General features: G+C 61.4%; 32 protein-coding genes. 22 read left to right on the top strand and 10 right to left on the bottom strand.

Annotated elements, in window-relative coordinates:
* Positions 1-11 precede the first annotated feature (11 nt).
* Entirely contained in the window at positions 12-476 is a 465-nt protein-coding gene (locus tag LDN85_RS18295) for a hypothetical protein (protein WP_026542030.1), read from the bottom strand.
* 184 nt (positions 477-660) lie between these two features.
* Between LDN85_RS18295 and mpaB the strand changes: the two genes are divergently transcribed.
* The 15 genes from mpaB (at position 661) to LDN85_RS18225 (ending at position 12,601) form a co-directional block, all read left to right on the top strand.
* Positions 661-1,713 carry a daptide biosynthesis RiPP recognition protein gene (mpaB, locus tag LDN85_RS18290; protein ID WP_223943742.1) on the top strand — a complete coding sequence of 351 codons (1,053 nt, stop codon included), beginning with the start codon at positions 661-663 and terminating at the stop codon, positions 1,711-1,713.
* Positions 1,713-3,002, top strand: coding sequence for a daptide-type RiPP biosynthesis aminotransferase (mpaD, locus tag LDN85_RS18285; RefSeq protein ID WP_223943741.1), 1,290 nt, complete (start codon positions 1,713-1,715; stop codon positions 3,000-3,002). The genes mpaB and mpaD overlap by 1 nt, the downstream gene beginning before the upstream one ends.
* Positions 2,999-4,222 carry a daptide-type RiPP biosynthesis dehydogenase gene (gene mpaC, locus LDN85_RS18280; protein ID WP_223943740.1) on the top strand — a complete coding sequence of 408 codons (1,224 nt, stop codon included), beginning with the start codon at positions 2,999-3,001 and terminating at the stop codon, positions 4,220-4,222. Before mpaD ends, mpaC begins: the two co-directional genes overlap by 4 nt.
* Positions 4,219-4,362 carry a daptide-type RiPP gene (locus LDN85_RS18275; RefSeq protein WP_155854090.1) on the top strand — a complete coding sequence of 48 codons (144 nt, stop codon included), beginning with the start codon at positions 4,219-4,221 and terminating at the stop codon, positions 4,360-4,362. The genes mpaC and LDN85_RS18275 overlap by 4 nt, the downstream gene beginning before the upstream one ends.
* Before the next feature lie 45 nt (positions 4,363-4,407).
* Entirely contained in the window at positions 4,408-4,533 is a 126-nt protein-coding gene (locus tag LDN85_RS21945; RefSeq protein ID WP_256378406.1) for a daptide-type RiPP, read from the top strand.
* Between the two features lie 44 nt (positions 4,534-4,577).
* Positions 4,578-4,715 carry a daptide-type RiPP gene (locus LDN85_RS18270; protein ID WP_155854089.1) on the top strand — a complete coding sequence of 46 codons (138 nt, stop codon included), beginning with the start codon at positions 4,578-4,580 and terminating at the stop codon, positions 4,713-4,715.
* An 85-nt stretch (positions 4,716-4,800) separates the two neighbouring features.
* Positions 4,801-5,619, top strand: a complete 819-nt coding sequence (gene mpaM, locus LDN85_RS18265; RefSeq protein WP_026542027.1) for a daptide-type RiPP biosynthesis methyltransferase — start codon at positions 4,801-4,803, stop codon at positions 5,617-5,619.
* Positions 5,616-6,806 (top strand): YcaO-like family protein, encoded by a 1,191-nt coding sequence (locus LDN85_RS18260; protein ID WP_223943739.1) that lies wholly within the window; start codon positions 5,616-5,618, stop codon positions 6,804-6,806. The genes mpaM and LDN85_RS18260 overlap by 4 nt, the downstream gene beginning before the upstream one ends.
* Positions 6,803-8,506 carry a daptide biosynthesis intramembrane metalloprotease gene (gene mpaP / locus LDN85_RS18255; RefSeq protein WP_051421617.1) on the top strand — a complete coding sequence of 568 codons (1,704 nt, stop codon included), beginning with the start codon at positions 6,803-6,805 and terminating at the stop codon, positions 8,504-8,506. The genes LDN85_RS18260 and mpaP overlap by 4 nt, the downstream gene beginning before the upstream one ends.
* On the top strand, positions 8,484-9,194 hold the full coding sequence (locus LDN85_RS18250) for an ATP-binding cassette domain-containing protein (RefSeq protein WP_026542025.1): 711 nt from the start codon (positions 8,484-8,486) through the stop codon (positions 9,192-9,194). Before mpaP ends, LDN85_RS18250 begins: the two co-directional genes overlap by 23 nt.
* Positions 9,191-9,940, top strand: coding sequence for a hypothetical protein (locus tag LDN85_RS18245; protein ID WP_035761071.1), 750 nt, complete (start codon positions 9,191-9,193; stop codon positions 9,938-9,940). Before LDN85_RS18250 ends, LDN85_RS18245 begins: the two co-directional genes overlap by 4 nt.
* Position 9,941: 1 nt before the next feature.
* A complete protein-coding gene (locus tag LDN85_RS18240) occupies positions 9,942-10,625 on the top strand; it encodes a hypothetical protein (protein ID WP_026542023.1) in 684 nt (227 codons plus the stop codon).
* Between the two features lie 30 nt (positions 10,626-10,655).
* Entirely contained in the window at positions 10,656-10,841 is a 186-nt protein-coding gene (locus LDN85_RS18235; RefSeq protein ID WP_026542022.1) for a hypothetical protein, read from the top strand.
* A 127-nt stretch (positions 10,842-10,968) separates the two neighbouring features.
* Positions 10,969-12,249, top strand: coding sequence for an MFS transporter (locus LDN85_RS18230; protein WP_026542021.1), 1,281 nt, complete (start codon positions 10,969-10,971; stop codon positions 12,247-12,249).
* A complete protein-coding gene (locus tag LDN85_RS18225; RefSeq protein ID WP_026542020.1) occupies positions 12,218-12,601 on the top strand; it encodes a metalloregulator ArsR/SmtB family transcription factor in 384 nt (127 codons plus the stop codon). Before LDN85_RS18230 ends, LDN85_RS18225 begins: the two co-directional genes overlap by 32 nt.
* A gap of 58 nt (positions 12,602-12,659) precedes the next feature.
* On the opposite strand, the gene ggt is transcribed toward LDN85_RS18225, so the two are convergent.
* Positions 12,660-14,495, bottom strand: coding sequence for a gamma-glutamyltransferase (gene ggt, locus LDN85_RS18220; protein WP_026542019.1), 1,836 nt, complete (start codon positions 14,493-14,495; stop codon positions 12,660-12,662).
* A gap of 128 nt (positions 14,496-14,623) precedes the next feature.
* The gene (locus LDN85_RS18215) at positions 14,624-15,022 is read right to left on the bottom strand and encodes a hypothetical protein (protein WP_026542018.1); all 399 of its coding nucleotides are present in this window, start codon (positions 15,020-15,022) and stop codon (positions 14,624-14,626) included.
* 72 nt (positions 15,023-15,094) lie between these two features.
* Between LDN85_RS18215 and LDN85_RS18210 the strand changes: the two genes are divergently transcribed.
* The 3 genes from LDN85_RS18210 to LDN85_RS18200 are packed head-to-tail and all read left to right on the top strand — an operon-like array spanning position 15,095 to position 16,781.
* Entirely contained in the window at positions 15,095-15,868 is a 774-nt protein-coding gene (locus LDN85_RS18210) for a class I SAM-dependent methyltransferase (protein ID WP_223943738.1), read from the top strand.
* Positions 15,868-16,260: a hypothetical protein gene (locus tag LDN85_RS18205; protein WP_026542017.1), complete on the top strand. Its 393-nt coding sequence runs from the start codon at positions 15,868-15,870 to the stop codon at positions 16,258-16,260. Before LDN85_RS18210 ends, LDN85_RS18205 begins: the two co-directional genes overlap by 1 nt.
* 17 nt (positions 16,261-16,277) lie before the next feature.
* The gene (locus tag LDN85_RS18200; RefSeq protein WP_035761070.1) at positions 16,278-16,781 is read left to right on the top strand and encodes a GNAT family N-acetyltransferase; all 504 of its coding nucleotides are present in this window, start codon (positions 16,278-16,280) and stop codon (positions 16,779-16,781) included.
* Here the strand turns inward: LDN85_RS18200 and LDN85_RS18195 are convergent.
* The 4 genes from LDN85_RS18195 to LDN85_RS18180 form a co-directional block, all read right to left on the bottom strand.
* Positions 16,778-17,530, bottom strand: a complete 753-nt coding sequence (locus tag LDN85_RS18195; RefSeq protein ID WP_223943737.1) for a hypothetical protein — start codon at positions 17,528-17,530, stop codon at positions 16,778-16,780. The genes LDN85_RS18200 and LDN85_RS18195 overlap by 4 nt on opposite strands.
* 325 nt (positions 17,531-17,855) lie before the next feature.
* Positions 17,856-18,944, bottom strand: coding sequence for a type I restriction endonuclease (locus LDN85_RS18190; RefSeq protein WP_026542015.1), 1,089 nt, complete (start codon positions 18,942-18,944; stop codon positions 17,856-17,858).
* Positions 18,945-19,063: 119 nt separating this feature from the next.
* Positions 19,064-19,966 carry an NAD(+)/NADH kinase gene (locus tag LDN85_RS18185; protein ID WP_026542014.1) on the bottom strand — a complete coding sequence of 301 codons (903 nt, stop codon included), beginning with the start codon at positions 19,964-19,966 and terminating at the stop codon, positions 19,064-19,066.
* Positions 19,967-19,975: 9 nt separating this feature from the next.
* Positions 19,976-20,995: an SPFH domain-containing protein gene (locus tag LDN85_RS18180; RefSeq protein ID WP_026542013.1), complete on the bottom strand. Its 1,020-nt coding sequence runs from the start codon at positions 20,993-20,995 to the stop codon at positions 19,976-19,978.
* Between the two features lie 107 nt (positions 20,996-21,102).
* Between LDN85_RS18180 and LDN85_RS18175 the strand changes: the two genes are divergently transcribed.
* The 4 genes from LDN85_RS18175 to LDN85_RS18160 all read left to right on the top strand — a co-directional run bounded on the left by LDN85_RS18175 (position 21,103) and on the right by LDN85_RS18160 (position 23,851).
* Positions 21,103-21,837 (top strand): NUDIX domain-containing protein, encoded by a 735-nt coding sequence (locus tag LDN85_RS18175; RefSeq protein ID WP_026542012.1) that lies wholly within the window; start codon positions 21,103-21,105, stop codon positions 21,835-21,837.
* Positions 21,838-22,300: 463 nt separating this feature from the next.
* A complete protein-coding gene (locus LDN85_RS18170) occupies positions 22,301-22,846 on the top strand; it encodes a hypothetical protein (RefSeq protein WP_026542011.1) in 546 nt (181 codons plus the stop codon).
* A gap of 120 nt (positions 22,847-22,966) precedes the next feature.
* Positions 22,967-23,425 (top strand): T6SS immunity protein Tdi1 domain-containing protein, encoded by a 459-nt coding sequence (locus tag LDN85_RS18165; RefSeq protein WP_155854630.1) that lies wholly within the window; start codon positions 22,967-22,969, stop codon positions 23,423-23,425.
* Between the two features lie 195 nt (positions 23,426-23,620).
* The gene (locus tag LDN85_RS18160) at positions 23,621-23,851 is read left to right on the top strand and encodes a hypothetical protein (protein WP_026542009.1); all 231 of its coding nucleotides are present in this window, start codon (positions 23,621-23,623) and stop codon (positions 23,849-23,851) included.
* A 93-nt stretch (positions 23,852-23,944) separates the two neighbouring features.
* Here LDN85_RS18160 and LDN85_RS18155 read toward each other — a convergent pair whose 3' ends face one another.
* The 3 genes from LDN85_RS18155 to LDN85_RS18145 all read right to left on the bottom strand — a co-directional run bounded on the left by LDN85_RS18155 (position 23,945) and on the right by LDN85_RS18145 (position 26,200).
* Positions 23,945-24,292 (bottom strand): hypothetical protein, encoded by a 348-nt coding sequence (locus LDN85_RS18155; RefSeq protein ID WP_155854629.1) that lies wholly within the window; start codon positions 24,290-24,292, stop codon positions 23,945-23,947.
* A 532-nt stretch (positions 24,293-24,824) separates the two neighbouring features.
* Positions 24,825-25,694, bottom strand: coding sequence for a hypothetical protein (locus LDN85_RS18150; RefSeq protein ID WP_202900183.1), 870 nt, complete (start codon positions 25,692-25,694; stop codon positions 24,825-24,827).
* Positions 25,695-25,696: 2 nt separating this feature from the next.
* A complete protein-coding gene (locus LDN85_RS18145) occupies positions 25,697-26,200 on the bottom strand; it encodes a sigma-70 family RNA polymerase sigma factor (RefSeq protein ID WP_026542005.1) in 504 nt (167 codons plus the stop codon).
* Positions 26,201-26,271: the final 71 nt, after the last annotated feature.

Below are 26,271 nucleotides of genomic sequence, written 5' to 3'. Positions count from 1 at the left end.
GCCCACTTAGATCAGCGGGTGTGAATCCTCTCGTCACTCGAGGAATTCTCCTGAACAGGCGGATGAAAGCGTCCGTATCGGCGTAGGCAGAGATACATGCCTATGAAGGTGACGAGACCCAGGATCGGTCCTGCCCACACCACGATTGACGAGCTGCGCACAAGCATGCCCGCCACGGCAAAAGCTGTAGTCGCCATGACTATTGCGGGGCTGTCCGAAACAAGCTTGCGCTCCGCCTTGCGTCCGATCTGCCCGTAGAACGCGCCCACGACCACGGGGAAGACGATGAAGATCCCGGCCACCAGCAGCAGCCAGGGCATAGGGGTCATAGCCGCCATGCTGATTGTCAGGCCGTAGGATCCGGCCAAAATCAACCAGTAGCCATTGGCACTCTTGCCACATCTTTTCTTCATCTTCTGACGTCCCCAATCGTCGAATGCCCAGCATAACCAATCCCGCGTGGTGCGCGAAGTCATTTGAAATGGCCTCATCCGCCACCACCTAGGCCACCCCAAACCACCACCTAGACGCCCCCAAAACACCCCTAATTTCGGCTGATTCACCACCTAGTTTCCGCTTTCCGCCCTGTGGCCCTTCTGCCCGCCCATAGTGTCCTTCTCAGAACGAGCACCCGGAAATTCCGCCGGGACTGCTCCGGAGATGAGTGCACAACTATTGGGGGTTGGGTCATTGAAGCTGAGTCAGCAACAGAGCATTGCCGCCGCTGTGGATCAGTGGGTCACCGGCATTCCCGGGCGTATCCGGGGCCATGTCATTTTTGTCGAGAATCCTGACCACACGGAATACGCGAAGACCCTCGCCGATGAGGATTCCGCGGTCCTGGTCATCAACGGGGACAGGACGGATACAGACATTGTGGTCGTCACAGGATCCTTCGATGTCGCGGGGGAAGAACTCCTGGTGGACGGCACGCTGAGCCTGGAAGTCCAGGATTATGTGGCCATCCCGTTCGTGAACCTGGTGGGCGTGACGGTAGTCAGGATTACCACCAAAGAGGATTGGCAAGCCTTCTTCGACGACGCCGAGGAAGCCTGCCGTACGGGGCACTTCGTGCAGCAGCTCACCGAGGTCAACGCAGTGCTTGCTGAGCGGGGACTGCTGAATGGGCAACCAAAGGACAACCTCCTGCTGGCCCGGCTTCACATCACCTGGGACGGTTCGATTCTCAGCGGACCCTACGGGGCCAAAATCGGCGCCATTGGTGACGCGCTGCCAGACCTGAAGGTCAGGGCCATCGCCCTCCGGCCCGAGTCGGCGGTTGCCGCGGCCTACTACCCGTGGGACATCTACGAATCGCTGGCCGCCAAACCGTGGATCGCCCGCTACCTGGCGGCCTTGGACGCCTGGAAATTTGTGGCCCGCGAGGACCGCCCCGCTACCAAGCTGGTGGGTTTCGGAGCCAGCCTTTACGGGGCCACACTGCGGGACGGCCTGCCGTCAGCTCACGCTCCCTTCATCCTGAAGCGAGGGAGCGAGCATACCCTCCTGGACCCCAGGACAGGCCGTCTCTTCAAGATCGGTCCGGACGCCGCAGCCATTATCGAAGCCGTCTCCAACCTGCGGGACGTTAAGGTAGCGGCCATAGCAGTGGCGCCCGCGCTCAACGTTCCGGCCGCGCTCGCCGAGGAGTCCGCCCGTGCTGTCCTGGACCGATTTGAGCAACTCGGTATCGACATTGTTGGTGGCCACTGATGACTGTCGTGCCGATCCTTCCTACCCCCAGAACCCAACTTCCGCTGTGGATACCCCTCATCACCCAGCACGACTTCGCAGGGGAAAGTCATACCGCAGTCAGCGCCAACGGCGTGCACGTCACCTACGAAGACGGCCGCCAACGCATCTGTGCCAAGAGCGGACTCTGGAACACCAACCTGGGCTATGGAAACGAGAACATCGCTGAAGCCGTTGCCCGGGAACTCCGCACCGCGTCCTATCTGCCGCTCTTCCGCACAGCTCACCGCACTGCAATCGAAGCCTCCAACGCTCTTCTGAGCCTGCCGGCCCACAGCTTCCACCGGGTCCTCTTTTCCACCTCCGGAGGTGCTGCCAACGATGCCGTGATGAAGCTGGCTCGCCAGTACTTTGTCTTGGACGGGCAGCCTGAACGCAAACTCATCGTCGGGCTGAAGGGCAGCTATCACGGGCTGACCTATGGAAGTCAGGCACTGAGTGGTGACGAACTGGGACAGGCCGTGTACGGAGTGGACCGGCGAAACATCCGCCACATCGGCTTTGACGACGACGGCGCGGAACTGGCGCAGCTCATGTCCAGGGAAGGCCACAGGATTGCCGCGGTCATCATGGAACCCGTTCTGGGCTCGGGTGCGGAAGCTGTGCCGGATGCCTTCATTGAAGAGGTCATCAAGCACCGTGACCAGCACGGCTTCCTCCTGGTCGCAGACGAGGTAGCAACTGGTTTCGGCAGGGTGAGTGGCTGGTTCGCGTCAGAGAAATGGTCCCAACAGCCGGACGTCATCGTCACGTCCAAAGGGCTGACCAATGGCACCAGCGCCTGCGCAGCCCTGCTGATCGCCCAGTGCGTCACGGTGACCTTCGACAAGAACGAGTCGGTCTTCGTTCACGGCGAAACCCAGGCCGGTACCCCGGCAACGTGCGCGGCGATCCTCGGCACCATCGCGGAGATGAAACGGCTGGACCACAACACCCTGACCAAGCAGGTGGCCGCCGGCCTCAACATCCTCATTGAGGAGCTGCAAAACACCCGGGGGATAGGCAACTCATCAGGGCGGGGCTGCATGAGGGCCATCAAACTGCGCTCACACAACGGAACGCCCCTGTCCTCAAACGGTGTACTGGCCGTGGTCCGGCGTATCCACGACGCCGGTGCAATCGTGCAGGCCGGGCCGGGACGAATCCAACTTCTGCCTGCCCTCATTTACACGGAGGAGAACTTCGAAGAACTGGGCACGGCCATCCATGCCGGACTGGCAGCGGCTGAAAAGGACGGGATCTTCGCATGATCGCGGACCACCTGTGGAGGACCCGTTGCGTGATCCTCGAGGCCGGCATGGCAGCCAAGTACATCGGCGGCCTCACCCGGGGGCGGACGGGTTTAGTGGTGGACAGCCATCTGGAAGCGCACAGGGACAAACTGCTGGCCGGCAACCTCAAAGGAGCTCCGGTACTGGAACTGCACGCGGCCCCGGTCACCGTGGAAACGGTCCGGACGGTGGGCAGCTTCATCCGCGAAAACGGGCTTCAAACGGTTGCCGGACTCGGCGGCGGTTCGGTACTGGATGCGGTCAAGCTGGCAGCACTTTTCACCGCCGACCCGAGCCTTGCCATTTTCGCCGAACGCCACGCCAAGCGTTCGGGTTTACTGGTCCTCCCGCCGCTCACGAATCCCAAAGAACGTCCAAAAACCATTCTCATGCCGTCCACCGTGGGGACCGGTGCGGAAGTCAGCGCTGTAGCGTGCCTGGACACCGCCGTCGGACGCCGCTTGATTGCCTCGCGACACCTGACCGGTGACGCCGCACTGCTCGACGCCGGCCACCTCGCCACCCTGCCGCAACAGCTGGTTTTCGAGGGGCTGCTGGAAGCGTTCCTGCGGGTGGCCGGAACCATGATCGGCAGCCATCACAGCATTTTTGACGATGACGGCCATGTACTCATTCAGCGGATCGTGAGGCTGGGCAGGCAGCTGTCCCGAAAGGACTCACCGGAGCTGAGACTGGCCGCTTCCCGGCTCAGCATGGAAACACACACCGGCTGGGCCCTGATGGGACGCAACCCCTACGGTGCCAAGCACTGGTACGTCGCGAACGAACTCGCCTATGTCACGGGCGCTCGGAAGATGACCGCGACGGCGTCGTTGATGGGTCCCATCTGGAAGGAAATAGGCGAAGGCGCGGTGGCCTGGGGTGATGCCCCACGGCTCAACCGGCTCTGGAGCATGGTGACGGCGACGGATCCCGCACTGAACCCCGAGCCCGGGCCGGGGATCGAAGAGCTGATGTGGAAGTGGGGTATTGCCCGGCTCCAAACCATCACCGCGGAAACCCTGGTCCGCACCACGGACGCTGCCATCCGCAACTGGGGCGGTGGTCTTCCCATGCTCCGGGGGATCGACGCCGCACAGATCCAGCACGTCCTCCATGCCGCCGCAGGAGGACCCCACATCTTGCCAGCCCCCACGGGAAATCCACGAGCAGGCAGGGGAAAGGAGGTGAACACATGAACAGCGCAAACGCACTCAAGAGCCTGGACCTCCACATCCAGGAACTCGAGCCCATGGATGTCCCGGATGACTGGGACGAACGAATCAAGGGCATTTCAGCCGGATTGGCACTGGTAGGCATCGCCGTCGCCATCACCTGATCCCCGTTTGGACGCCACAACAACAGCGAGGGGAGGTGAACGCGCATGCAAAAACAGCTCAACATCTCCATCCAGGAGATCGAATCGCTGGACACCCCTGATTTCCAGAACTGGTTCATCGGGGTCTCCCAGGGAGTCGCAATCGGCATCATCGCCGTCAGCATCACGTAGGACCCGTCAACAGCATCCACATAACAACTAGAAAGGAGGAACCAATGATCGCAAACGCGCCGCTTCAGCTGTCCATCGAAGAGCTCGAAAACCTCGACACCCCGGACGATACACCGTGGTACATCCGGGTTGGTGACGTCATCATCATCGCCGGCATCGTCGTCGGAATCGCCGCCACATAGCCGGTGCACGCGGGTGGTGCCACGTTCCGTCCCCCACCCGCGTGCATCCCGCCACCACTCTCAACCTCCCGGAGAACACGAGTTGATGAACACCGCAAAAGACAAGACCGCCGACGCCGTCCTGCGGATCCTGGGCCACATGAATCCTCCCGAGGATCTGTACAGCGTGTCAGGCTCCCGCCTTTATGACCTCGTCACCGCCAACGACCTCACGGAACTGCCGGAGATCCTGACCGCAGCCCGCAAAACGGTGGGACCCATCCTTGAGTTGGCTGCCGGGTCCGGTCGGATTACCCGGCCCCTCCTGACCCTGGGGCGTCCGCTGACCGCCGTCGATTCTTCCCGGGAAATGCTCGCCCTGCTCAAGACCAAAGTGGACACCCAGGCGTTCAATCCGCGTGGCGTCTCCGTGGACATGGTGGAGGCGGACATGTCCGGCTTCGAGCTCGACGGCGGATACGGTTGCGTGGTTCTCGGCGCCAGTTCCATCACCCTCCTGGACCCGGCGGGGCGACGCGCGCTCTTCCAAAGGGTCCGTGACTGCCTGGCACCGGAGGGGCGCTTTCTCCTGACCGTCCTGAATGCGGACAGCCACCGCGCATCAGAAGACAACGACGGCGGCACAACAGTTTCGCCGCTGGGCAAGGACTCGTTCCTGATCACCACGGAAAGCCGGGACCCCGCCAACGGTGCCCGCCACGTCACCATGATCCACGTGACCTTTGGCGAGGGCGGCACCTACCGGTCTTCGGCCTACTCCAGCGATATTGCCTTTGTCAGCAACAGCCTCATTGAGGAGGAGATCGCTGCAGGGGGCCTCGCGATCCTCGAACGCAGGCAGGTTCGCATCGCCACGCGGACCCCTGGGCTGAACGACATTGAACTGTGGGTATGCGGCGTATGAGCATCGATCCCGTGCGTACCCTGGATCCCTCAATGGGTCTGGTCTCAGAATCGGCGGTGTACGTCCCCAACGAGGTTGGACTGTGGCGGACGGCTGGTGTGCTGGCACTTGGGCGGGCATCGCTCCCCGGGTTCGCCTCCGCCGTCGGCGCCTTTGACGTCAGGAAACGCGACTCCATGACCCGGGGTGCGGGAGAAGCTGTGGAGAGATTCGCGTTGGCTCCAGCGCCAGGGGATGCGGAGTATCTTGTTGCTCCCGCCGGGAGTGCTGATGAGCGGATCGACTTCATCACCCCGGGACTGGGGCGGCCGTCGGCACTCGCTTACGAATTTCCCTGGTACCGGGCCACCAACCTGCTGACCGGAAAGGCCTCGCAAGTTCCCGCTCCGGTGGTGGACTATTGCCCCGGCCACGCCGAGGCGAATCCGTGGGACGGATTCTTCGATCCTTCTCCCAATGGTGCAGCGTCCGGGCCGTCGGAGGACTTTGCGCAGTGTGCAGGCATCGGGGAAGTGCTGGAACGGGATGCCTTCCTTGCGGCATGGCACCAGCGGACGCCGCTCCTCAGCTTCGATGTGGCGAGACTGCCCGACGACGTGCGGACGACGCCGGAGGCCCGGAACTTCCTTCTGCTCCTCGACGCGGCGCGGGCTGCCGGCGTCGAACCGTTGTTGGCTTTCGTCCCCCAAGAGAGCAGCCCACTGGTCACCGCGGTGTGCGTGATCGCCGTCGAAGGCCATTTTGCTGCAGTGGGGCTGAAAGCGTCTTCCCATCCTGTCCCTGCTTTGCGGGGAGCACTCCAGGAGGGACTCCAAATTCGGGAGCTGTTCCAATCCCGCACAGCTTCCCGGACTCCCGCGGCCGTGACGGACGACGATTCCCGTGCCGATTTCTGGGCCACGCCTGCAGTGATTGACGGGTTGCTCCGGTGGACACAGTCATTCCAGCCGGGCGGATTACCGGCCACCCAACCCGCGCCGGAGGTTGGGAATCTGGTTGATTACCTCGCGGGCAGGGACATCCAAACCCACTGGGTGAGCCTCAGCCACAGGCTTCCCGCGGCAGTCCGCGACATGGGATGGGTGGCCGGCAAAGCGGTGTGCCCCGGAGCGGTGCCACTCACCATGGACGAGACCAAAGGACTGTTCCTCCCCGGTCACTTCTCCACCCCGCACCCGCTGATATGAACCGGCTCAAAGTTCCCACTGACCGGGTGGTCGAATGGCCCGTCAAGCTTGCCCCGTCGGGATCCATCGATGCACCGCTGACGGAAAGCGGGCCCTGGATTGTGGCCATCAACGGTGTGCCGAAAGCGCGGGTCACCGCCGACGTCGCAACCGTCCTTAAAGCGGTGGACGGCAGGAAGAATCCGGCCCAAGTGGCGCTCTCCCTCGGGTCTCCTTGGACAGCACAGGACGTCACGGGCATCGTCCGCCAGTTGGCACCCACAGGAATATTCGACGGCGGTGCGGCGCCGGTTGCGATGCCGCGTGTCCAGTTCAGGCCGCCCCTGACCGTGCAGTTCACCTTGTTCAACCCTGCGCCTTTGCTCCAGTTCTTCAGGCCGGTGGTGGCGGCAATGGCAAGACCAGGTATGGCAGTGGTGGCACTTCTCCTCCTTCTCGGCGGGCTCGTGGGCGCATTCATGGCGGGCCCGAGTATGTGGCGGGTCCTCTCCACGCCGTTGCCGGTGAAGGCGTATCTGTATGTGGTGGCGGCGATGTTCGTCTCCACGCTCCTGCACGAACTGGGCCACGGCATGGCGCTCACATACTTCGGCGGAACACCACGCCGCGTAGGCATCATGCTGTTCTATCTTTCACCGGCATTCTTCTGCGATGTGACCGATGGGTGGCGGCTGAGTTCCAGGAAGCAACGCGTCCTCGTGGCGCTCGCAGGACCCTTGGTGCACGTCGCCCTGGGCAGCATCGTCCTGGCTGCACAGGTGCTTTTGCCCGAGTCACCGGTGAAGGACGCTGCAGTCCTTTATGGCGTCATTTGCTACGCCGTGGCCGTGCTCAACCTGTTTCCCTTTATCAAGCTGGACGGTTACGTTGCCCTGATGTCTGCCATGGACATCCCGCACCTTCGGAAGAAATCGCTGGAGGCATTGGCTGAGGTGGCCGGCTACCGGCTCCTCGGATCCCGCCGGATGCCTGCACGGGACCGGTACCTTTCATGGTTTGGCCTTGCGAGCTTTGTTGCCGGGATCGCCTTCATGGTGGTCGGGTACCAGCGCCTGATGCCGATCTTCCTTCAGCTGGGTTATGCAGGCCATCTGGTGGTCCTTGCGGTCCTCTGCCTGCTGTTGGTGATGGCGCTCAGGGGAGTGGTCCGGTTCTTTCGGGCTGCGGCAGACAATGGAAGCCCACGCTGGCGGCGGATCCTGGTGGTGATGCTCGGGTTGCTGACCATCGGGGTGGTGCTGGTGATCATTCCCGTCAGGGCGGTGACCGTAGCGGGCTACACCTACCAAGGCGGCCAGCTGAAGATCGTGATGCCGGTCCAAGGGCCTTCCGGCGTTTTGGCGCCCGGGGACCAGGTCACGTTGCAATCGCAGGGGATGATCATCCACGAAAACCTGGGCAGGGCCACCATTGGTGACCAGCCGCCGTCGAACTCCATGGCACCCCTGGACACTTTGGTCCCGGTCGTCTTCCCCGGTGACCCAGTGCCGGTACTGACCTTCTCCAGTGAACTGGCCTCGGGGACCAACCTCGCGGCCGCCGGGAGGGCGGAAGTAGCGAGCCAACGAGAGATACGCCTGGGGGAGTGGCTCTGGGCTTCCATCACCACGTCGCCCTTGTGGCCAGGGCAAACCGGGGCGCAAACCGGGACGCCCTCAGACCCACGAAAGGTCAGCCGTGACAAATCACGCCAGTTTTGAACATTTCAGCAAGAAGAGGGGACCGCGTCTTGTCGTCGAGGATCTGACGTTCGATGTTCCAGCCGGACGGGTGGTTGGACTGATCGGTCCCAACGGAGCAGGGAAAAGCACCGCGCTCGCGGGCCTCACAGGATTGCTGGAGGCGACCTCCGGCAAGGCAACGGTGTTCGGCGTCGGCTACCGATCCCTCCGGCGGCCTGCCATCAGGGTTGGCGTGAACCTGGACGGGATGGATGTGGAGCCAGGGCTGACGGGTCGGCGGCATCTGCAGATCTGCCAGCTCGCTGCGGGAGTGGGCAGGGAAAGTGTGGAGCGTGTATTGGAACAAGTGGGTCTGGCGGGCGAGGCCAACAAAAAGGTCCGCGATTACTCGCTGGGCATGAAGCAACGCTTGGGCATCGGCTCCGCACTGGTAGGGAATCCCGGGCTGCTTGTTCTGGACGAGCCCGCCAACGGACTGGATCCGGAGGGCATTCAGTGGCTGCGGAGTTTCCTGCGGGAGTTCGCCGCTGCCGGGGGAAGCGCGTTGGTTTCCAGTCATCAACTGATGGAACTGGAGCAAGTGGCGGACCAGGTTGTCATCCTCAAACAGAAGGTCCTGTTCCGCGGGACTCTCGGGGAAGCCAAAGTGCTTGGCGGTGGCAGCCTTGAATCGGCCTACTTCAAGATCCTGGCCGGTGCCCAATGAGCAGCGGAGCCTTCGCCGCTGTGATCAGCGGGATCCGATCCGAGCTTCTGAGGTACGTTAGCGGGTACTCCATTCTGGGCATCGTAGCGTTCAGTGCTTTGGTGCCGTGGTTCGTGGCCAACTTCCTTGGGTGGCCGGACAGCTCGGGTGCTTTGTCGGTTTCGGACAACATCCAGATCTTCAGGTCACTGGCCGCAAGTATTGCGCCTGTGGCCACGTTCGCCGGGAGCTATCTGGTCACCCGCGAAGCCTATTACGGGACACTCCGCCGAACTGTGGTGGCAGCGGGGATGGCGAACGTGGTGGCGGCCAAATACGTGGCTGCGGTGATAGTGGGAATCGGCACCCTGTTAGCGGGACTCGTGGCCTGGGGTGGGACCATCGCGTTCTCGCTGCCACCGGACGTTGTCCCGCGACTCCTGGCCCCGGATTCGCTGGGACTGTTGCCGGGGGTGGTGGTGGCCTCAGCAATAGCCGCCGTCTGGGGTTGCTCGTTGGGATGGATCTTTCAGCACTACTACGCGACGACGATCATCACCCTGGTGATTCCACTCGCCGTCGAACTGCCTCTGTTGGCGAACGCTCCGGACATGGCCCGCTGGCTTCCGTCCGGCGCGTTGGCGGGAATAGCTTCCGTGCCTTTTGAAGGCTTGCTTGAACCGGTTCCGGCCTTCTTCGTGTCCCTTGGATGGCTGCTTGTTGCGGGCCTTTGTGCAGAGTGGTCCCTCCGCCGGAAGGAGCTCTAAGGTGGGTTCCGCATTCCTCTCGGAGCTGCGACGGCCGTGGCTGTGGAAAGGTTCGGCGGTGGGGGCCGCACTGGTGCTGGGGTTTATTGCCTTGATGGTTCTTGCAGCTGCCCTTGAAGCCGGACCATCGCTGGCGAGCCTCGGCGGACCATTGATGGAAGCGGGCCTGACTCTGACATTGACGGGGTCCGCAGTGGTGGGTTCCTTTGCCTTCACCGCTGATTTCCGCACAGGAAGCTTCAGCCGGCGGGTCTTGATGTTCCAGCGTGTTCCGGCGTTCCTGGGCCGGGCAGCAGCTACAGCACTGGCAGCGCTGATCAGCGGTGCGCTGATCGGGCTGATCTTTGTCCTGGCAGGGGAACTACTGGGTGAAGCGTGGCAGTTAGGTTTGCCAGCTTGCCCGGCCTTTGCGGGGGTTGCCGGCATGGGATCCATCTGGGGCTTCGCAGCGGGGTCGCTCATCCGAAATCATCTGGTGAGCTTGTTCGCCGTGCCGCTTACTTTGCTGCTTCCTGAGATGTTGCCAGGATCAGGCCTCCCTTTCTTTCCCGTCCTGGCAGCGGACTGGGCAACCCAAGCAACTGTCAACATACCGGCCTGGGGCTCTTTCGCCGGGGCTGCAGCCTGGCTTTTAGTGGTCTTAGCAGTAGCCTTCGTCATTTTCCTGAAGCGCGACCTCGCCTGACTTTCAAACCCTTCTCGAAGGAAGATAAAAATGAATCGCAAACCCCTAATCTGGCTGCTGCTGGCCCTGGTGCTCGCCGCCTATTCAGCCTCGATCTTCGTTACCGGCCCGGGCCAATCGCCGTGGTCCGTACTCTCGGGAGTCATCATCGGGGCGGCTTCGCTGGTGATGGTGTGGAAATACAGTCGGGAGATCAGGAACAACCGGCCATCTTGACGGGCGCGACAAAAGGGGCGCGAGATCGGTCACCCACCCAAGAATCCCCGACCGGAGGCCCGGGACGAGCCTGAGTCTATTACAATAGGTGCACATATATGTACTTGTGCACCTAAAGGATGGGTAGATGTTAGCGGTTCTGCGGAACGTGACGTACCGGCAATTGTTCGCCGCCCAGATTGTGGCGCTGATTGGCACGGGCCTTCTTACGGTTGCTCTTGGCCTCTTGGCCTACGATCTGGCCGGGAGTAGCGCCGGTGGCGTGATCGGGACCGCGTTGACAATCAAAATGCTCGCTTATGTGGGACTGGCGCCGGTGATCAATGCCCTGGTTGCCCGTTTGCCGAAGAAGCGCGTGCTGATCGGGGCCGACCTGATCCGGGCCGCCATGGCGTTGTGCCTGCCTTTCATCACTGAGGTGTGGCAGATCTACGTGGTGATCTTCCTGCTGCAGTCGGCCTCGGCGACGTTCACTCCGGCCTTCCAGTCTCTGATTCCGACCATCCTGACCGCTGAGCGGGACTACACCCGGGCTTTGTCGCTGTCCCGTCTGGCATATGACATGGAAGCATTGGTAAGCCCTGCCCTTGCAGCGCTGCTGCTGACCGTAACCAGCTACAACAACCTCTTCGTGGGCACGGTCGCCGGATTCCTCTTCTCCGCATTGCTCGTGGCGCTCACAAACCTGCCCAGGGGAGTCACAGGGACTGGATCGCCGACCACGTCGCTCTGGCACCGGACTACCTTGGGTACCCGGATCTTCTGGCGAAACCGGCGGCTGCGATCCTTGCTGGCCTTAAACCTGGTGGTTGCCGCGCCGACGGCTCTGGTTCTGGTCAACACCGTGGTCTACGTCCGGAACGTTTTGCACCGGCCGGACTCGGATCTGGCGCTTGCCCTGGCCTGCTTCGGTGTCGGTTCCATGCTGGTTGCTCTCAGTGCTCCACGGTTCCTGGACCGGTTCGGGGACAGGGCCGTGATGCTCACCGGAGCCTCGCTGATCCCCGCTGCTTTGGCCGTGGCGACAATCGTGACTGCTGCGGGGGTTGCCGGGGCCGGGTGGTGGTTCCTGCTGGCCTTGTGGCTTGTGCTGGGAGCTGCCAACTCCACTATCCTGACTCCGTCATCGCGGCTGCTGCGCGATGCGTCAACAGACGAAACCCGCTCCTACGTTTTTACCGCCCAGTTCTCCCTGTCCCACGCCTGCTATATCCTGACATATCCGCTGGCAGGTTGGATCGGGGCCACCGCGGGATTGGGTTGGGCTGCTGCAGCCTTGACGTCTATCGGCATTATGGGCGCCGTTGCCGCGTTCCTTTCCTGGCCAAGACCCGGTAAGCCGGCAACAGAACCAACCAACGCCAAGGAGCAGACCAATGACCGCCCAGTCGAGTCCAACACCAGATGACACTCCCGGGCGCGGGGAATCTTCACTTGTTCACGAGATCATCCCAGGTCCGGCTTTGCTGAACACCGCCGCTGAGACCCTGCGGATGCTGGCCGAACCGACCCGGTTGCACCTGCTCTGGCAACTCGCGGACGGTCCTAAGACTGTCACCGAGCTCACCAGTGTCGCAGGGGCACCACGGACCGTGATCAGCCAGCATCTGGCGAAACTGCGCCTCAGCGGGTTGGTGGACACCCGCAAGGATGGGCGTCACGTCATTTACTCATTGCATGACGGTCACCTGATACGGCTGATCAGGGAAACCGTCAATCATGCCGACCACCGCCTTACCGGGGAGCCTCTCCACGACTAAAGGCACCTCCAGGTGCAGGCTGGATCCTCCGGAGTGCATGTGGGCGGGGCGCAAACAGCTACCTGCCAGGTTTGACCGGTTTGACCACGATGGCTGAACCACCACCACGTCTGGTGGGTTCGGCAGCAGCGGTCATCTGTCCGTCTTTACCGAACTCGATGGCTGTCGCAGCACCGATCTCGGCAGCCGATGTGAAGGCGTCCCCGGCCGGAACCAAGTCATGTCCCAAGGACTCAAGCGCAGGACCATAAGCCTCGATGAAGGCCGGTTCCGAGCTGACGGTGGCGCCATTCCGTGGTGCGGCCCGCGGTGCAGCGAGGGCCTCGGAGACTGTCATCCCCAGATCGACGCGGTTCAGGATGGTCTGCAACACCGTGGTGATGATGGTCGACCCTCCGGGGGAGCCCAACGCCAGGAACGGCTTCTGGTCCTTGAGGATGATGGTGGGGGACATCGATGAACGGGGACGCTTGTTCGGCTCGATCCGGTTGGGATCCTTCGGATCGTAGACCGTGCTGAAATCAGTGAGCTCGTTGTTCAGCAGGAAGCCGCGGCCCGGTACAACAATCCCCGAACCACCGGTCTGCTCGATCGTCAGCGTGTATTCCACCACGTTGCCCCACTTGTCGGCGACCGTCAGGTTCGTCGTGGAGATGTTTTCTGTATCCGTCTCATTGGCGAGGGGCGCTACAGCAGCCGGGCACGCGCCGTCGTACGTCTCTATATTGCCGGGGGCTACCGGTTTGGGAGCGGCCGCCGTCGGATCGATTTCGCAGGAGCGTTCCTTGGCGAAGACGTCGTTCAGCAACGTGGTGGTGGGCACCTTGACGAAGGCGGGATCGCCCACATAGGCGCCGCGGTCAGCGAAGGCGAGCGAGCTGGCTTCGAAGTAGTGGTGCAGGGCATCAACGGGCTTCATGCTTTTGAGGTCGTAGTTTTCCAGGATGTTCAGCGCTTCGCCCACCGTGGTGCCGCCGCTGCTGGAAGGAGCCATGCCGTAAACGTCGTAGCCCCGGTACCCCACTTTGGTGGCGTCCTGGTCCAGGGCCTTGTAGTTGGCAAGATCCTGGGTGGTCATGGAACCGACCGGGACGGGAAGCGTGGTTTCGGCAGTCTTCGGCGGGGCCTGCACGGTCTTGGCGATCTCCTCCGCGAGCGGGCCGCCGTAGAAAGCGTCGGTGCCCTCCTTGGCGAGCAGGCGGTAGGTCTCGGCGAGGTCGTGGTTCTGGAAGACACTTCCGACGGCGGGAGCGTCACCACCGGGGAGGAACAGGTCGCGGGTAGGAGTGAACGCGTCGAAGCGGACCTTGTTATCCAGGGTCTGCTGGCGGAATGTCTCATCTACAACGAAGCCACGGTTTGCCACTTTGATGGCGGGTTTCAGAGCCTCGCCCAGGCTCACCGTCCCCCACCGCTCAAGGGCGCGCTCCCACGTTGCAGGCGTGCCGGGGACACCGACGGAGACGCCGCTGGTGACCAGATCGGGCGTGAATTTGTAAGGTTTCTGGGTGGCAGGGTCGATAAAGGCATCAGGCTTGATGCCCGCCGGAGCTGTTTCCCGGCCATCAATGGTGCCGACCTGCTTGGTCTTCGCGTCATAGAACACGAAGTAGCCGCCGCCTCCAATGCCGGCGCTGTACGGTTCGGTGACGCCGAGGGTGGCTGCAGCTGCAACAGCGGCATCAGCTGCGTTGCCGCCCTTCTTCAGTACCTCGATGGCTGCCGCGGAAGCCTCGGGATCCACGGTGCTCACGGCACCCCCGTAGCCGGTGGCCGTAGCGTTCTTGTCGGTTGCACGGGGATCGGCGAAGGCCGGACTGGCCATCGCCCCGCTCGTCGCGGTAAGTGCCAGGGCTGCCGTTACGGCAGCCAGCTGACGTCTCACATGTGTCATGGTTTCTCCCAGAGTTGTTCCAGACGGTGATGTGGGTGGACGGTTTGGTCACCCTACCCCGGGGCTCTGCGAGGGGACAACGGTTGAAATTCGGGGCGGATTGGGAGTAAGGCGAGGCTCGCGTGAGCCTATCCGTCGGCTCCCTTTTCAGGGAGCTCGCCGATTATGGCTGCGGGGGTGCGGAGAACGGGGCAAGCCCAAACGGCTTGGTCGCCGACCAGCTGAGCGGCCATGGGGTGATTGTTGGGGTGCCAAGGGCACTGCGGCCAATTGCTGGTGGTGTGGCTGTTTTCTTCGATCACCCATTCCTGGACCTGGTCTGCCATTGATGCCAGCTGGTCCGCTCCGGGGATGTTGGCCCTCACCGACACGCCCTGTCCGGTGGAATCCCTGGTGCTGTAAATCATCGCCGAGATTGCCTGCGGGTCTTCGTCCCAAGCGACGACCTCAACGCGTGGCTCCGTAAGCCCGGAGGAATTCACATCCCGCAAGACGCGGTTGATAATCTCTACAATTTTTGGCTCCACGGAATCCGTTCTGGCTGGAATCAATACTTGATGCCACGGTACACGGGCAATCAGGAAGGTATTGTTCCTAGGGTGACGAGGCCAGACGACCAAGATATGCAACAAAGGCTGCGTGAGGCCGGAAAGCCGTGGGTTGATCTCGCGCCGGACTACGAAAAGGCCCGGGCCCGCGAGGACTCGCTTGACCGGCTGGTGGAGTGGCCTGCTCAGCGCGAAATTCTGGGTGACGTTTCAGGGCGCTCAGTGCTGGATCTTGGCTGCGGCAATGGGGGAAAGCTCGTTGAATTGGTTCGCGACGGAGCCGTTGCTTCGATTGGTGTCGACATCAGCGGGAACTTCGTCGCTGATAGACCCCCAGGCCTGGAACTCATCAAGGGCGACTTGTCCGATTTGGAAGCGATTCCTGAACTCGCGCGACGCGAGTTCGACAGCATTCTGTTTCTTCAGTCGTTCGGATACACGCCCGACCCGGTTCGTACACTCCGAGAGGCCAAATCGCTTTTGAAGGATGACGGCTACATTCTGTTGACTAGAACTCAGCCCATCCGATATGCGTTGGAGCGAGCCGAAAAAAACTCCACGTCGTTAGGTGAGGAGTACTTCTCCGGTACTACGTTCTCCTATCGCAGCGGATGGAACGAACACATTGCACTGACAAAGCGGGCTTACACGATCTCTGATTTGCTCAATATCTTTAGCGCTGCGGGTTTATGGATAGAGTCCGCCGTTGAGCCGCAATTATCTGAGGATGCAGGCCATCGTCATCCCCACAAGCTGGCATGGATGAACAAGTACCTCGGAATCATCATTTTCAAGCTTCGCTCACTTGCCCGAACAAAGGAGTGATGCTGGAAACCGCCCTTGAATTTGTCAGGTACCAGTCGACACAAGTAAATGCCCGCGGAATCTACGTCGGCATATTCGGCCTGGCCAACGGACTGGCGAAGGACGGAAGGCTAAGCGAAGAGGATCACCGGTGGTGGCAGACCGCGAATGCTTGGTACGACGCCGCTTACCCTGATCCCAACCTCATAGATCCCACGGTGTATGACCGCACCATCAACCCTTACGCCCAAGCGTGGTTCAAAACCAGCGCAGCTCATCTGCTGACAAGGGTCCCGGGCTATTTGGACCTCTTGGATCGTCACGACGTGAAATGGCAGGAACTTCGTTCATCAGCCCCGGGACGTGTCCTCTACGAGGACGACGTTCAGGTTGTGGTGGTACCGATCCGCTGAGTAGGTACCGTTGAGCCATGGCAATCAACTTTGAGGTGCGTCGTGCTGATCCTGCGGATGCGAGTGTCATGGCAAAAGTGCATGTGGATACCTGGCGCGAAACGTACCGGGGCTTGATGAGCGATTCTGAGCTGGACGATCCCGGGCTCCTGGAATGGCGCGAGAAATTCTGGACCGCAGCGCTGACTGATCCTCGTTATGAAAAGAACAACGTTGCTGTTGCCTTGCAGGACGACAGATTGATCGGCGTTGCCATGTCAGGTCCCTCTTCTGATCTTCCAGAAGAGCCGCAGGAGTTGTTTGTCCTTTACGCCTATGCCTCGTCCCACGGCTCGGGTGTGGGAGCTGCCCTTCTCAACGCAGTGATCAACCCTGCCGCTTCTGCCGTGCTGTGGGTGGCGGACCCCAATCCACGAGCCCAGGCCTTCTACCGGAAGAACGGTTTTGTTGCCGACGGGGCGGAGAAGGTTGAAGACGGCGTAAAGGACATCCGGATGGTCCGTACGGCCCGCCAGAACTAGCGGGCAGCCGGGGAGCGCCGAGCAGCGACAGCCTGAACCCCGACACCTACAAGACCAATGCCCAAGGCCAGCAAAAGCGTCGGAAGTGCCGCTCCGGCTGGACCAAGGGCCAGGCCGAAAACATCGCGTCCCATCGCGAGCATCTCGGGGATATCTCCAGCCAGTACACGTGTGCCAAGGACGGATTGGACCGTGGTGAAGAGTGCAGGAAGCAACCACAGGAAGACAAGGTTGAGCACCCAAGCCACCACGTGACGGGCGTGCCGGAGCCCGCACCAAGCCAGCGCGCAACCGACCAAAACGGCCGGCACCCAGCGGGCAACGGTTGGGACAGCGGTTGGTACGTTCAGGAATCCCACAACGTTCACCACCCACACCATGGCCCATGAGGTTACTGGTATGGCCATGAGTCCGAACCCAATGGTCGCCTTGACCGTTGAAGGTGAAGCGATCAGCAATAACGCGAGCAGCGCTGCAAGTACGCAACCGATAACGCCGGCCAGAAGACCTCCGAAGTAAAGCCCGGACAGGCTTCCAGGCAATAGCCCTTCTTTGAGTACCGTGAACGACTGGATGGTGGCGGTGAAGTGCACCACGAGGACGCCGGAGGCGGCGCACCACGTAACGAGTCGACGGCGAACGGGCGACCAGATGCGAACCGCCAGCCCGGCAACACCCCCACCAACTGTGAGAAGAGCCAGGATAGTGGTCGCCTCGTACTGGCTCAGGGGCAGCAGGGCGGGAGGCATCTGCGCTGGCAAAACCTGGGTAGCCCACAAATTTTGTAGCGGTAGGGTGGCTCCAGTGATCCACCAAGGCGCCAGGCCAAGAACGCCGGCGAAAAGCCCTATCAGCCACCCCCGCAGAGCGTCACGTCCGGGAGTACTGGGTGGTTTCCCGGACGGCACGGAATGCTGCACAGTTTGCTCGGGCTGGCTCACGAGGCTCCTCGTTTGAGTCTTGAATGGAGTGCCCAGCCTCCAGGAGGAGGGCCAACCGCCAAGACTACACCGAGTGGACTAATTGCTTCTCGCGCTTGAGGAAATGAAGTGGCCAGCTGGCTGCTGGCCCAAATCAGAGGTAGCTCTTCACACTTGCGCGGAGAACTTCGGCATGCTCATAGATCTCATCGAGTGAGCTGATGGGAATGCGGGTCTCGTCCTTGTTGGCGTCGAAAAGGCCGATGTACTTCTGCGCTCGGTTGAAGTGGAGGCGTGCGATTGGCTTCCTGTTGTTATTGTCCAAGAGCACGGCAAAGTATGACTTTGCATCGCGCTGTACGACGCGGGTGGGTTTCACTTCACTGCAAACGATCGCGCGAACAATCTGGTAGCCCTCAATTTCTTCAAGGGTGGTTTCCAGGGCGTCTGCGTCTGCGAGATCTGCCGCAACGACTGGCTGACTCGAGACGGCTGCGGCTGCAATGTCGTCGGTCGGTGAGTAAGCCTGTGCTCCCAGCGCTTTCTTGAGCCGCTCGTTGACTTGGTCATTCAGGAACTGCTTTGTGGCTTTGCCGACCAGGGCCGTGAACTGCTCGCGAACACGCTGAGTGTAGGCACCCGTATAAACACGGGACGTCAGGAACTTTACCCATTCATCTTCGGGCTCGCGAAACTGTGCTGCCAGCGTCCTCTTCAGTTCTCCGATGTATTTCAGTTCACCCGCCGCACTGATGATGGAATCCAAGTCAAAGACGTCCTTTGAGAGCTTCTGAAGCTCTGGCAGGAGCGTCTCGTCGATGTCATTTAGGTCCAAGACGAGGAATGGCTTGGCATCCATCCGGTTGGGAGCATCGAGATCAGTGAAGAACTGGTAGATCTCGCCGTTAGTGAGGATGGCGATCCTTGCATTGGTTACGGCAAAATAGCGGAACAGCTGGGAAGCGTGCTCGATTTTCACCGGTTCAATGGACTTCTTGCACTCAATGAGAATCTGAATTTCGCCATCCTTGACGATGGCATAGTCGACCTTCTCACCCTTCTTTACTCCGACATCTGCGGTGAACTCGGGGACAACCTCCAAGGGGTTGAAGACGTCGTAACCCAAGATCGAAGAGATGAAAGGCATGACGAATGCGTTCTTCGTGGCCTCTTCCGTCTCGATAACGCCCCGCTGCTGACGGACTTTGGCTGCCAATGCTGACAGTCGTTCTGCAAATTCCATTTGACCCCCATGGTCTGAATTCAACACTTGAGCCAAACATTAGCTGAGGACCCCGGGAAAACGCGGCAACGCGAAATTATCGATTTTGCGTCGATGCTACTCAGTCCTTGAAATCACGTTCAAACAACCAGCCGCAGCGGCCTCTGCCCCAGCTGCACCGTGATTTCCTGCCCCCACGACGCCGTCAGCCGGTCATCCTCAATGCCATCGCCGAAGACCACCAGCTGATCCGACGCCACGGTAATCCGCAGGGCTTCGCCGGCTTCTAGGACACCTTCCGTCAGTGAAGCGCCCGTGACGGGTGAGGGCCAGGCTTCGCGAACGAACCACGCGAGCCGAGGATCGGTGGGTGCCGGCAGTGCCCGTCCGCCGCGTTCCAAGGCAATCGAAGCGCACCAGCCGGTGGCGCCGGTGCCTGTGGAAACGATCAGGCCCGACGACGACTGCCGCTCGGTTTGCCCGCCGGGCTGGGTGAAACTGGGTGCCGTCACGGCGTACCTTGCCGATTGGTGTGAGGCGTGTCCGACGAAAACTTCGTTGAGGGCCGAAAGCTGCTGGCCGTCGTCGAGCGTTGCCGTCACTGTGGTGAGATCCTGGCAGCGCAGCCGTCCGATGTCGGCAGTGGCCAGCAGCGCTGCCGCCGCTGCCGGAGTGTGGCGGACCAGGACGCCGGGGTTGGCGCCGGGCTCCGGGTCGATACCGATCACCGGCTGGCCGTTCAGGTATTTGGCGACGTTCGCCACCAGCCCGTCCTGCCCCACTACGGCGATGATGTCCTCGGCGGTGAGCAGGAAGCGGCTGAGGTCTGCGCGTTCCACTTCGGCCTGACGCCAATCGGACGGCACGGCGGCGCGGATGGTTGCCAGGGCTGCGGTGAGGTGATCGTGCCGGTCCTGCACGTCCTGGATGCTGCGGCTGCGGGTGCGGAGGAAGAACTCGGCCTGGCCGCGGGTGGCGTGTCGGTCCAGGAGTTCCTGGAGTTCGGTCCGCCGGTGGACAATGACGATGCGCGGGGTGGCCATGATGGGTCCTTACTTGGTGGCTTCAACAGTGGCGGTGGGTTCCTTGAACAGCCCGGCAAGTGCTCCGCTGAGCAGGTCCGGAGTGATGGTCAGGTTCCCGATGTTCGGCAGGCTGCCCGCCGCGTCCTTCAGAGCCAGTGCCAAAAGCGTGGCCTGATCCATAGTGCGGTACACCTCCATGGTGGCGGCTTCGCGGGCAGCGGCGGCTTCACCAACGAGGCGAATCTGGTTTGCCTCGGCCGCTGCGCCAATGCCCTGCCGTTCAGCGGAGCCCCGGGCCTCGATCAAGCCTGCGGCGGCCTTCTCTTCCGCTGCCCTGCGGGCGTTTGCACCCTCTTGGGCTACCAGGTTTTCACGCCTCACGGCCAGTTCGATCTGGCTCGCCATCTCGTTCTCGGAAATGGTTCGTTCACGCTCGACGGCGACTGCCCGCCTCTCGTACACGGCCCGGTCCGCTTCGGCTTGGAGCTGTTCACGCACCGGCGTCTGGAGGGCGCGTTCGACGTCGGCTTCGGGCCGGACGGCCAACACCTGCACGCCGAGGATTTCGATGCCGGTGGACTGCAACCGGGCGTCTGCACGCAGTGCCTCGGTGAGGACAAGCCGGAGTTGGCTGACTCCGCGTTCGAGTGCCTCGGCCAGTGTGGTGGTGGCGATCTGGTCGATCGCGTGACTCTGGCACAGCTGGCCGATGATCGTGGAGACCTGCTCGCGTCCGGTGGCCGGTGCCTTGCCCGCGGTCTGCAGGCCGAAGTCCAGGCGGGTGGAGACAGCCACGGGATCGATGAAGCGGTACGTCACGTTGGCCTGCACGCTGACGTCCTGGTGGTCGCGGGTGATGGCGTGGAACAGGGTAGGGAGCTCCTGGTCGTCCACGGGAATCTCGCTCAACACGGAGTTCGCGGGGCGGAAGAAGAAGGCTTGGCCCACTCCCTGGTGTTTGACGGCGCCCTTTTGAAGGTGGACGACGTATCCGGTGGGGCTGCCAAGGAAGTGGCTGATCCAGGGGTAGCGCTTGATGGTGGCCATGATGTTCTCGCTTTCACATTTCTGTTGTCGTCGTTTTGACGATAACTACACGATAGAGTCGGGGAATCTTTATTGTCAACATGACGATAACTTCCTACACTTGATACATGCCTGCATCCCATTCCGCCCCCGAGCGCTTCCCGGTGACGGTGGACGTCGTCGCCCTCACTGTCCGTAACAGCCAGCTGAACGTCCTGCTCATCACCCGGCTCATCGAGCCCTTCAAAGGAAAGCTGGCCCTCCCCGGCGGCTTCGTGCTCGCTGACGAGGACCTGCTCGAAGCGGCAGGCCGGGAACTGGCGGAGGAGACCGGCGTCGAGCATCTTCCCGGGCACCTGGAGCAACTGGGAAGTTACGGCCCCAAGGGTCGCGACCCCCGCGGCGACGTCCTGACCGTCGCCCACCTGCTGCTCGCGCCGGACTTCCCGGTGTTGTCAGCCGGCAGCGACGCTGAGCAGGCCGCCTGGTACCCGGTGCGGGAGGTCCTCGACGGGACGCACCAACTGGCGTTCGACCATCCGCGGATCCTCGACGACGCCTTGGAACGCGCCAAGTCGAAACTCGAATACTCGCCGTTGGGCGCGGCCTTCTGTGGGGAAGAATTTACGATCGCGCAGCTCCGGGCCGTTTACGAGGCTGTGTGGGGGACACGCCTGGACCCCCGGAACTTCCACCGGAAAGCGACCGGGACGCCCGGTTTCCTCGAGGACACCGGGCGGATGACAGCGGGCGACGCCGGACGGCCGGCTGCGCTGTTCAGGCTCGCCCCCGAAGCGCGCCCGACGCCGGGCCACCCGGCCCGTGCGGTGCTAAACCCGCCGCTGATGCGGCCGAGGGATTGAGTGGCTGGCCCTTTGGTTGGAGGGCGGCTTCGGGATGTTGTAGAGCTAACAAGAACGAACCTTCACGCACCAATGATTATCGTTGGGAGTTAGCGCTTCCGGGCTCAGGCAAAACTCCGGCTAATTGGGACACGTTTGCGTTGTCGCCTAAGGGGATCCCTTACTGGACACAGAAGCTTCCGGTGAGCCCCCGGTTTAGAGCGCAAAGACGATGCCCTGAATTGGCCCGCATATTCACGAGCGAGTTGTCCTCCGGGGTCATGACAGTATGAATTTGTGGTGATAGAGATGATGAACGACGCTATGCGGCCTCTCCGTGTCTTGGCCCAGCCCTTCCTTGAGTCCGGCAGCATGGATCCCCGTGTGCAGGCTGAGCTCGATAAGGGGCTAACGGTTCGTGACGGGTGTCTGCTGTTCGTATCGCAACTGCACAACGTAAGGCAGTCGTGCGTGGCAAGCCTCGGTGGTCCCACAGGATTCGAGGGCTCATACTGACTACGGTCAGTTCGATCTCACATGGGGCGAGGAGTTCGCTGACGGTGTTGGTTTCAATGGAATCCCCGAACAGTTCTTCAAGGGGCAAGTCAATGGCCTAATTGGCGCGTCCGACCCTGCGGGACTGTACGTTCACTTTGGCCGCCGCTCAGGGGGCTCTGCTCTTCGCATCATCCTCACCGAAGAGCGGCCCCCGGACGCCACTGACGACGCGCTGTGGGAGGACATCGTCGAAGTATCTTTCACTCTCCCCGCTGGAAGAACGTTGAAATGGAGCTCCTGGGCGGCTGAAACCAGCGGCGCTTTGGACGCGATCCTCCCGGGCACATATCGGCTCCGGGCCAGCGAAAAGGGACGAGACGAGGGCGCTGAGGGTGAGTTCACCGAACAACTCCTCGACTGGTATCTGCTGGAGGTCTGGACGGAACCACGCCCAGACCAAATACTCCGTTCTATGAGCATCGACGGCCAGTACTGGCACCGCACCCTGGGGGAGCAACAATCAAAGCCCTAAAGGGCGCGAGGATTAGTGCAGTGCACGGGTAGAGACTGAGAAGTCCAGAAGTGGCCCGTGCGCATAAGCCGATCCCTGACCGGACGGGCGTTTGCAGCGCGCTCACAGTACTGTCAGAGCATGGAACCAATCCGTCGCTTTCCTAATGACGCTTATGCGGGCGCTCTCGAGTCCTGGACGTTTCTAGAGCTGGCGGGCAAACAACCGCTGTTCACATCGCCCTTTGGCGATGTGTTCTTACAAAGCACTGATGGATTCTGGTTTCTTGACGTGGTTGGCGGCGAGCTAAGCCACCGATGGTCAACGGAGAAGGAATTCTCCGAGTCCCTAAACTCCCGCGCCGGTCAGGATGAGTACCTCATGCTTGGACTGGCCTCAGGCGCCGATGAGGCCGGCCTGAAGCCCGGGGAACTCGAGATTTACGATTTCAAAATCCCTCCGGTTCTCGGCGGTGCAACCGAACTAAGCAACGTTGCATTGAGCGACTTCGTCGTGGCGCTCAACCTGGCCGGTCAAATTCATGGCCAAGTGCGGGACCTTCCATCCGGCACTCCCATTAGCGGTGTCTCACTGAAGTAGACGCTAAGTATGTCCCCGGCCCGCGATGTACGGGCGAAGGCAGCAGCCGGAGTTAGGCAAACCGGCGGGCGGAGTCGGAGCCCTACACGCACACAAACCGATACCGGATCCTCCGCCGGATTTGCTCCCGGCGGTGGGCCAACAGCAGCGGTAAACTAACGGACCGAGGTTCTGTCGGGAAAGGTAAGACGTGGTATGCCAGAGCAGGTGACAATCGAACTCGACGAGGATCAAGCACTGGTGTTGTTCGATTGGCTATGTCATTTGAACGACGGTAAGGCCCCTGTAGTTACTCATCAGGCCGAGAAACGGGTCCTGTGGGACATTCAATCTGACCTTGAGTCAGTTCTTGTCGCGCCCTTCGAAGCAAATTACACCGAGCTGCTCGCGCAAGCGCGGTACCGCGTGGCAGACGCTGGTCAATAGTCCACTTAGTTCGTCGAACAGGGACGTCCGGTGAAGGATCGGCACGCGGGCACGGATAAAAGCAAGCACAGTTCCCGAAGGCTTCGGTGTGGGTTACTCAGATGGCGTCTCATCAATCCGGGCGAGGAAAACCCACCAAAGATTGTCTCTTCCATCCAGTGAGACTCGGCGTTCCTTTCGAATCTCGTAGGCGGAGTCCACCTCGACGTCTTGACCGACAAGGGCCTCAAGCTCACTGAGGATGTCCTCCATGTCAGTTTTATCTTCGTCAGTGACCTGCGAGAGCTGGAATAGCAGCCTGATCTTGACACCAAGGATCTCCACACCCACCGCGAGAGCATGTCTAGGGATCTGACCGCGAGTGGCGGACACGGTTTGAGCGACGATGTATATCTCCCAAAGCGGCGCGTGAGCAAGGTCGTTCGGTGCTGGCATGCGCATGGCTTTCATCCTTTTGGCTAAACGACCAAACTCAATCGCGTCCATCCTTTTTCTAAAAAATACATCAGTCGCCACAGGCAACACGCCTTAGGGCGCGCGCCCGTGAGCCGGTCCTTAACCGGTCGCTCTGCACTCGCTTGGAGCTCCGCGCCAAGCCCTTGACGCCTTGGGGCATTCGGATTCCCGTAAGACCCGCGCGCAAAATGCCCGGTGAAGGTGCACTAAACGCTACACATACACCCAGGTCCTTCGGGCTGGCCCGTTAGCAGGAACGTTCACAACAAACTGGGTGCGACGACCGCTGGAAATCCCTTGCCGGTCGCTTCAGAGTCTTCTGGTTCCATCCACGGGCGGCTGTACCCATGTCCATGTTCTTCTGATGGTCCGTACGGCGAGGGCTCCGGTGGATGCTGCGGTCATTACTGCGGCGGCGGATGCGGCGACGATCGTCACTCCGATGAGGTGAACGATCACGACACCTAACATCACGAGAGCATGCGGATTGATGGATTCCATCTGTAGTTTCTCTGCTTTAGGGGGTTGCTCCGCCAGGTGTGGCGGGGCCCGGTCCAACAAGTTGCACCCTCAACCGGACGGGAATGCCGTTCGCGGCGAATTCGGCATCCATGTAGCCCTGCGGAGTGGCGAACTTTTTGGCGGGGTCGTTCTGGACCGCGAAGCCTTGAAACTCCCAGTTATAGACGCTCGTCCACATCTCTCCGAAGTCTGACAGGTACCGTCCGTTGTCCTGCAATCTGGCGAGGTTGTAATAAACATTGCCTCCATCCAGCCCGATGGCTTTGATACCGGCATCGGAGATGGAGTAAGCCAGCCAGCCTTCAGCGCAACCGAGCACGGTGTAATACTGCTGCTCCGGTTCCGGGATGGGCTTGATCGCCCGGACCTGGTCGTTGCGACGGATGTCGATGTTCGCAGGTACGCAAGCGCCCGCGGCGGGACCGGCCGGTGCCGTTGTCGGTGCGGTAGTCGTCGGGGCTTGAACCGGTGGTATCACCGGAACTGTCGGCGTCGGCGCTGTGGTGGCCTCCGCCGTCGACAATGGCGTTGGTGTCGATGTAGGTGTCGGAGTCACTGTTGGTGTTGGTGTCACCGTGGGCGTTGCTGTGGCCGAGGCAGTTGCTGTGTTCGTGGTTGCCGGCGCCGGCGCCGATTGTGGCGTAAGGTTCCCGGCAACCACCACGGCCCCGACGACGGCTGCGGCTGCGAGGACCACGCCGGCAGTGGCGCCCCAGGGGGTCCGGCGCGTTCTGCGCTGAGCCATCGGCACGACCTCGGGGTCGGTGGAAAAGACTTCCGACCGGGTCGGGAGCACACCCGGGCTTGTTCCAGGTGCGGGTAGTGAAGGTTTGGCGTTCTTCATGAGTTGTTCGATGCGGTCCATGGTTAGACTTCCCGTTCTGTCATGAGATGTGAAGGGGCGGCTTTCGCGAAGGCCTTGCGGGCCCGGTGAAGCCTGACGGCCGCGGCCGACGCCGTACATCCCAGGCTCTCTGCCAGTTCGGCGGTGTTGAGATCGTCCCAGTAGGAGAGCATGAGGATCTCCCGGTCCCGGTCCTTGAGCTTGGAAAGCACGTCAGCGACCTCAGCCTGATGGTCACCGTTGCTCTCGGCGCTTTGGATGCGTACCTCCTCTGCCAGGCGGACCATGAGCTCTTCCCGGCGGCGGCGGCCCTTGTATTCGTTGCCCAGAACATTCCGGGCTGTCGCTATCAGCCACCCAATGCCAGGCGGTTCGGCCGGCATTTTTTCCCATACGATCCGGAACACGTCGTTGGCCAGCTCCTCGGCCCGTTCCCGGTCATTAATCCGATACGCGATGTATTGGTAGATGCGGCTGAAGTGTTCAGCATGAAGAGCACTCAGTTCCTGCTCTCTGGTAGCCAACATCTTTATTTCTTTCCCCCGGGCTAGCTCTTGACGATTCAAACACTTAGTTTCCGGCAGGAGGCTGTTTCTTA

Source organism: Arthrobacter sp. StoSoilB20 (assembly GCF_019977295.1).
In the GTDB taxonomy this organism is placed as follows: Bacteria; Actinomycetota; Actinomycetes; order Actinomycetales; family Micrococcaceae; genus Arthrobacter; species Arthrobacter nicotinovorans_A.
This window is presented reverse-complemented; position numbering and strand designations above follow the sequence as displayed.

Bases quoted from the DNA above. Each gene is read 5' to 3' on its own strand.
- mpaB (WP_223943742.1), top strand. From the start codon at position 661: ATGAGTGCACAACTATTGGGGGTTGGGTCATTGAAGCTGAGTCAGCAA.
- LDN85_RS18190 (WP_026542015.1), bottom strand. From the start codon at position 18,944: ATGGAATTTGCAGAACGACTGTCAGCATTGGCAGCCAAAGTCCGTCAG.
- LDN85_RS18205 (WP_026542017.1), top strand. From the start codon at position 15,868: ATGCTGGAAACCGCCCTTGAATTTGTCAGGTACCAGTCGACACAAGTA.
- ggt (WP_026542019.1), bottom strand. From the start codon at position 14,495: ATGACACATGTGAGACGTCAGCTGGCTGCCGTAACGGCAGCCCTGGCA.
- LDN85_RS18235 (WP_026542022.1), top strand. From the start codon at position 10,656: ATGAATCGCAAACCCCTAATCTGGCTGCTGCTGGCCCTGGTGCTCGCC.
- LDN85_RS18160 (WP_026542009.1), top strand. From the start codon at position 23,621: ATGCCAGAGCAGGTGACAATCGAACTCGACGAGGATCAAGCACTGGTG.
- LDN85_RS18150 (WP_202900183.1), bottom strand. From the start codon at position 25,694: ATGGACCGCATCGAACAACTCATGAAGAACGCCAAACCTTCACTACCC.
- LDN85_RS18165 (WP_155854630.1), top strand. From the start codon at position 22,967: ATGGAACCAATCCGTCGCTTTCCTAATGACGCTTATGCGGGCGCTCTC.
- LDN85_RS18145 (WP_026542005.1), bottom strand. From the start codon at position 26,200: ATGTTGGCTACCAGAGAGCAGGAACTGAGTGCTCTTCATGCTGAACAC.
- LDN85_RS18195 (WP_223943737.1), bottom strand. From the start codon at position 17,530: ATGCCTCCCGCCCTGCTGCCCCTGAGCCAGTACGAGGCGACCACTATC.
- LDN85_RS18270 (WP_155854089.1), top strand. From the start codon at position 4,578: ATGATCGCAAACGCGCCGCTTCAGCTGTCCATCGAAGAGCTCGAAAAC.
- LDN85_RS18275 (WP_155854090.1), top strand. From the start codon at position 4,219: ATGAACAGCGCAAACGCACTCAAGAGCCTGGACCTCCACATCCAGGAA.
- mpaM (WP_026542027.1), top strand. From the start codon at position 4,801: ATGAACACCGCAAAAGACAAGACCGCCGACGCCGTCCTGCGGATCCTG.
- LDN85_RS18175 (WP_026542012.1), top strand. From the start codon at position 21,103: ATGCCTGCATCCCATTCCGCCCCCGAGCGCTTCCCGGTGACGGTGGAC.
- LDN85_RS18185 (WP_026542014.1), bottom strand. From the start codon at position 19,966: ATGGCCACCCCGCGCATCGTCATTGTCCACCGGCGGACCGAACTCCAG.
- LDN85_RS18260 (WP_223943739.1), top strand. From the start codon at position 5,616: ATGAGCATCGATCCCGTGCGTACCCTGGATCCCTCAATGGGTCTGGTC.
- mpaP (WP_051421617.1), top strand. From the start codon at position 6,803: ATGAACCGGCTCAAAGTTCCCACTGACCGGGTGGTCGAATGGCCCGTC.
- LDN85_RS18295 (WP_026542030.1), bottom strand. From the start codon at position 476: ATGACTTCGCGCACCACGCGGGATTGGTTATGCTGGGCATTCGACGAT.
- mpaC (WP_223943740.1), top strand. From the start codon at position 2,999: ATGATCGCGGACCACCTGTGGAGGACCCGTTGCGTGATCCTCGAGGCC.
- LDN85_RS18200 (WP_035761070.1), top strand. From the start codon at position 16,278: ATGGCAATCAACTTTGAGGTGCGTCGTGCTGATCCTGCGGATGCGAGT.
- LDN85_RS18245 (WP_035761071.1), top strand. From the start codon at position 9,191: ATGAGCAGCGGAGCCTTCGCCGCTGTGATCAGCGGGATCCGATCCGAG.
- mpaD (WP_223943741.1), top strand. From the start codon at position 1,713: ATGACTGTCGTGCCGATCCTTCCTACCCCCAGAACCCAACTTCCGCTG.
- LDN85_RS18155 (WP_155854629.1), bottom strand. From the start codon at position 24,292: ATGCGCATGCCAGCACCGAACGACCTTGCTCACGCGCCGCTTTGGGAG.
- LDN85_RS18180 (WP_026542013.1), bottom strand. From the start codon at position 20,995: ATGGCCACCATCAAGCGCTACCCCTGGATCAGCCACTTCCTTGGCAGC.
- LDN85_RS18225 (WP_026542020.1), top strand. From the start codon at position 12,218: ATGACCGCCCAGTCGAGTCCAACACCAGATGACACTCCCGGGCGCGGG.
- LDN85_RS21945 (WP_256378406.1), top strand. From the start codon at position 4,408: ATGCAAAAACAGCTCAACATCTCCATCCAGGAGATCGAATCGCTGGAC.
- LDN85_RS18230 (WP_026542021.1), top strand. From the start codon at position 10,969: ATGTTAGCGGTTCTGCGGAACGTGACGTACCGGCAATTGTTCGCCGCC.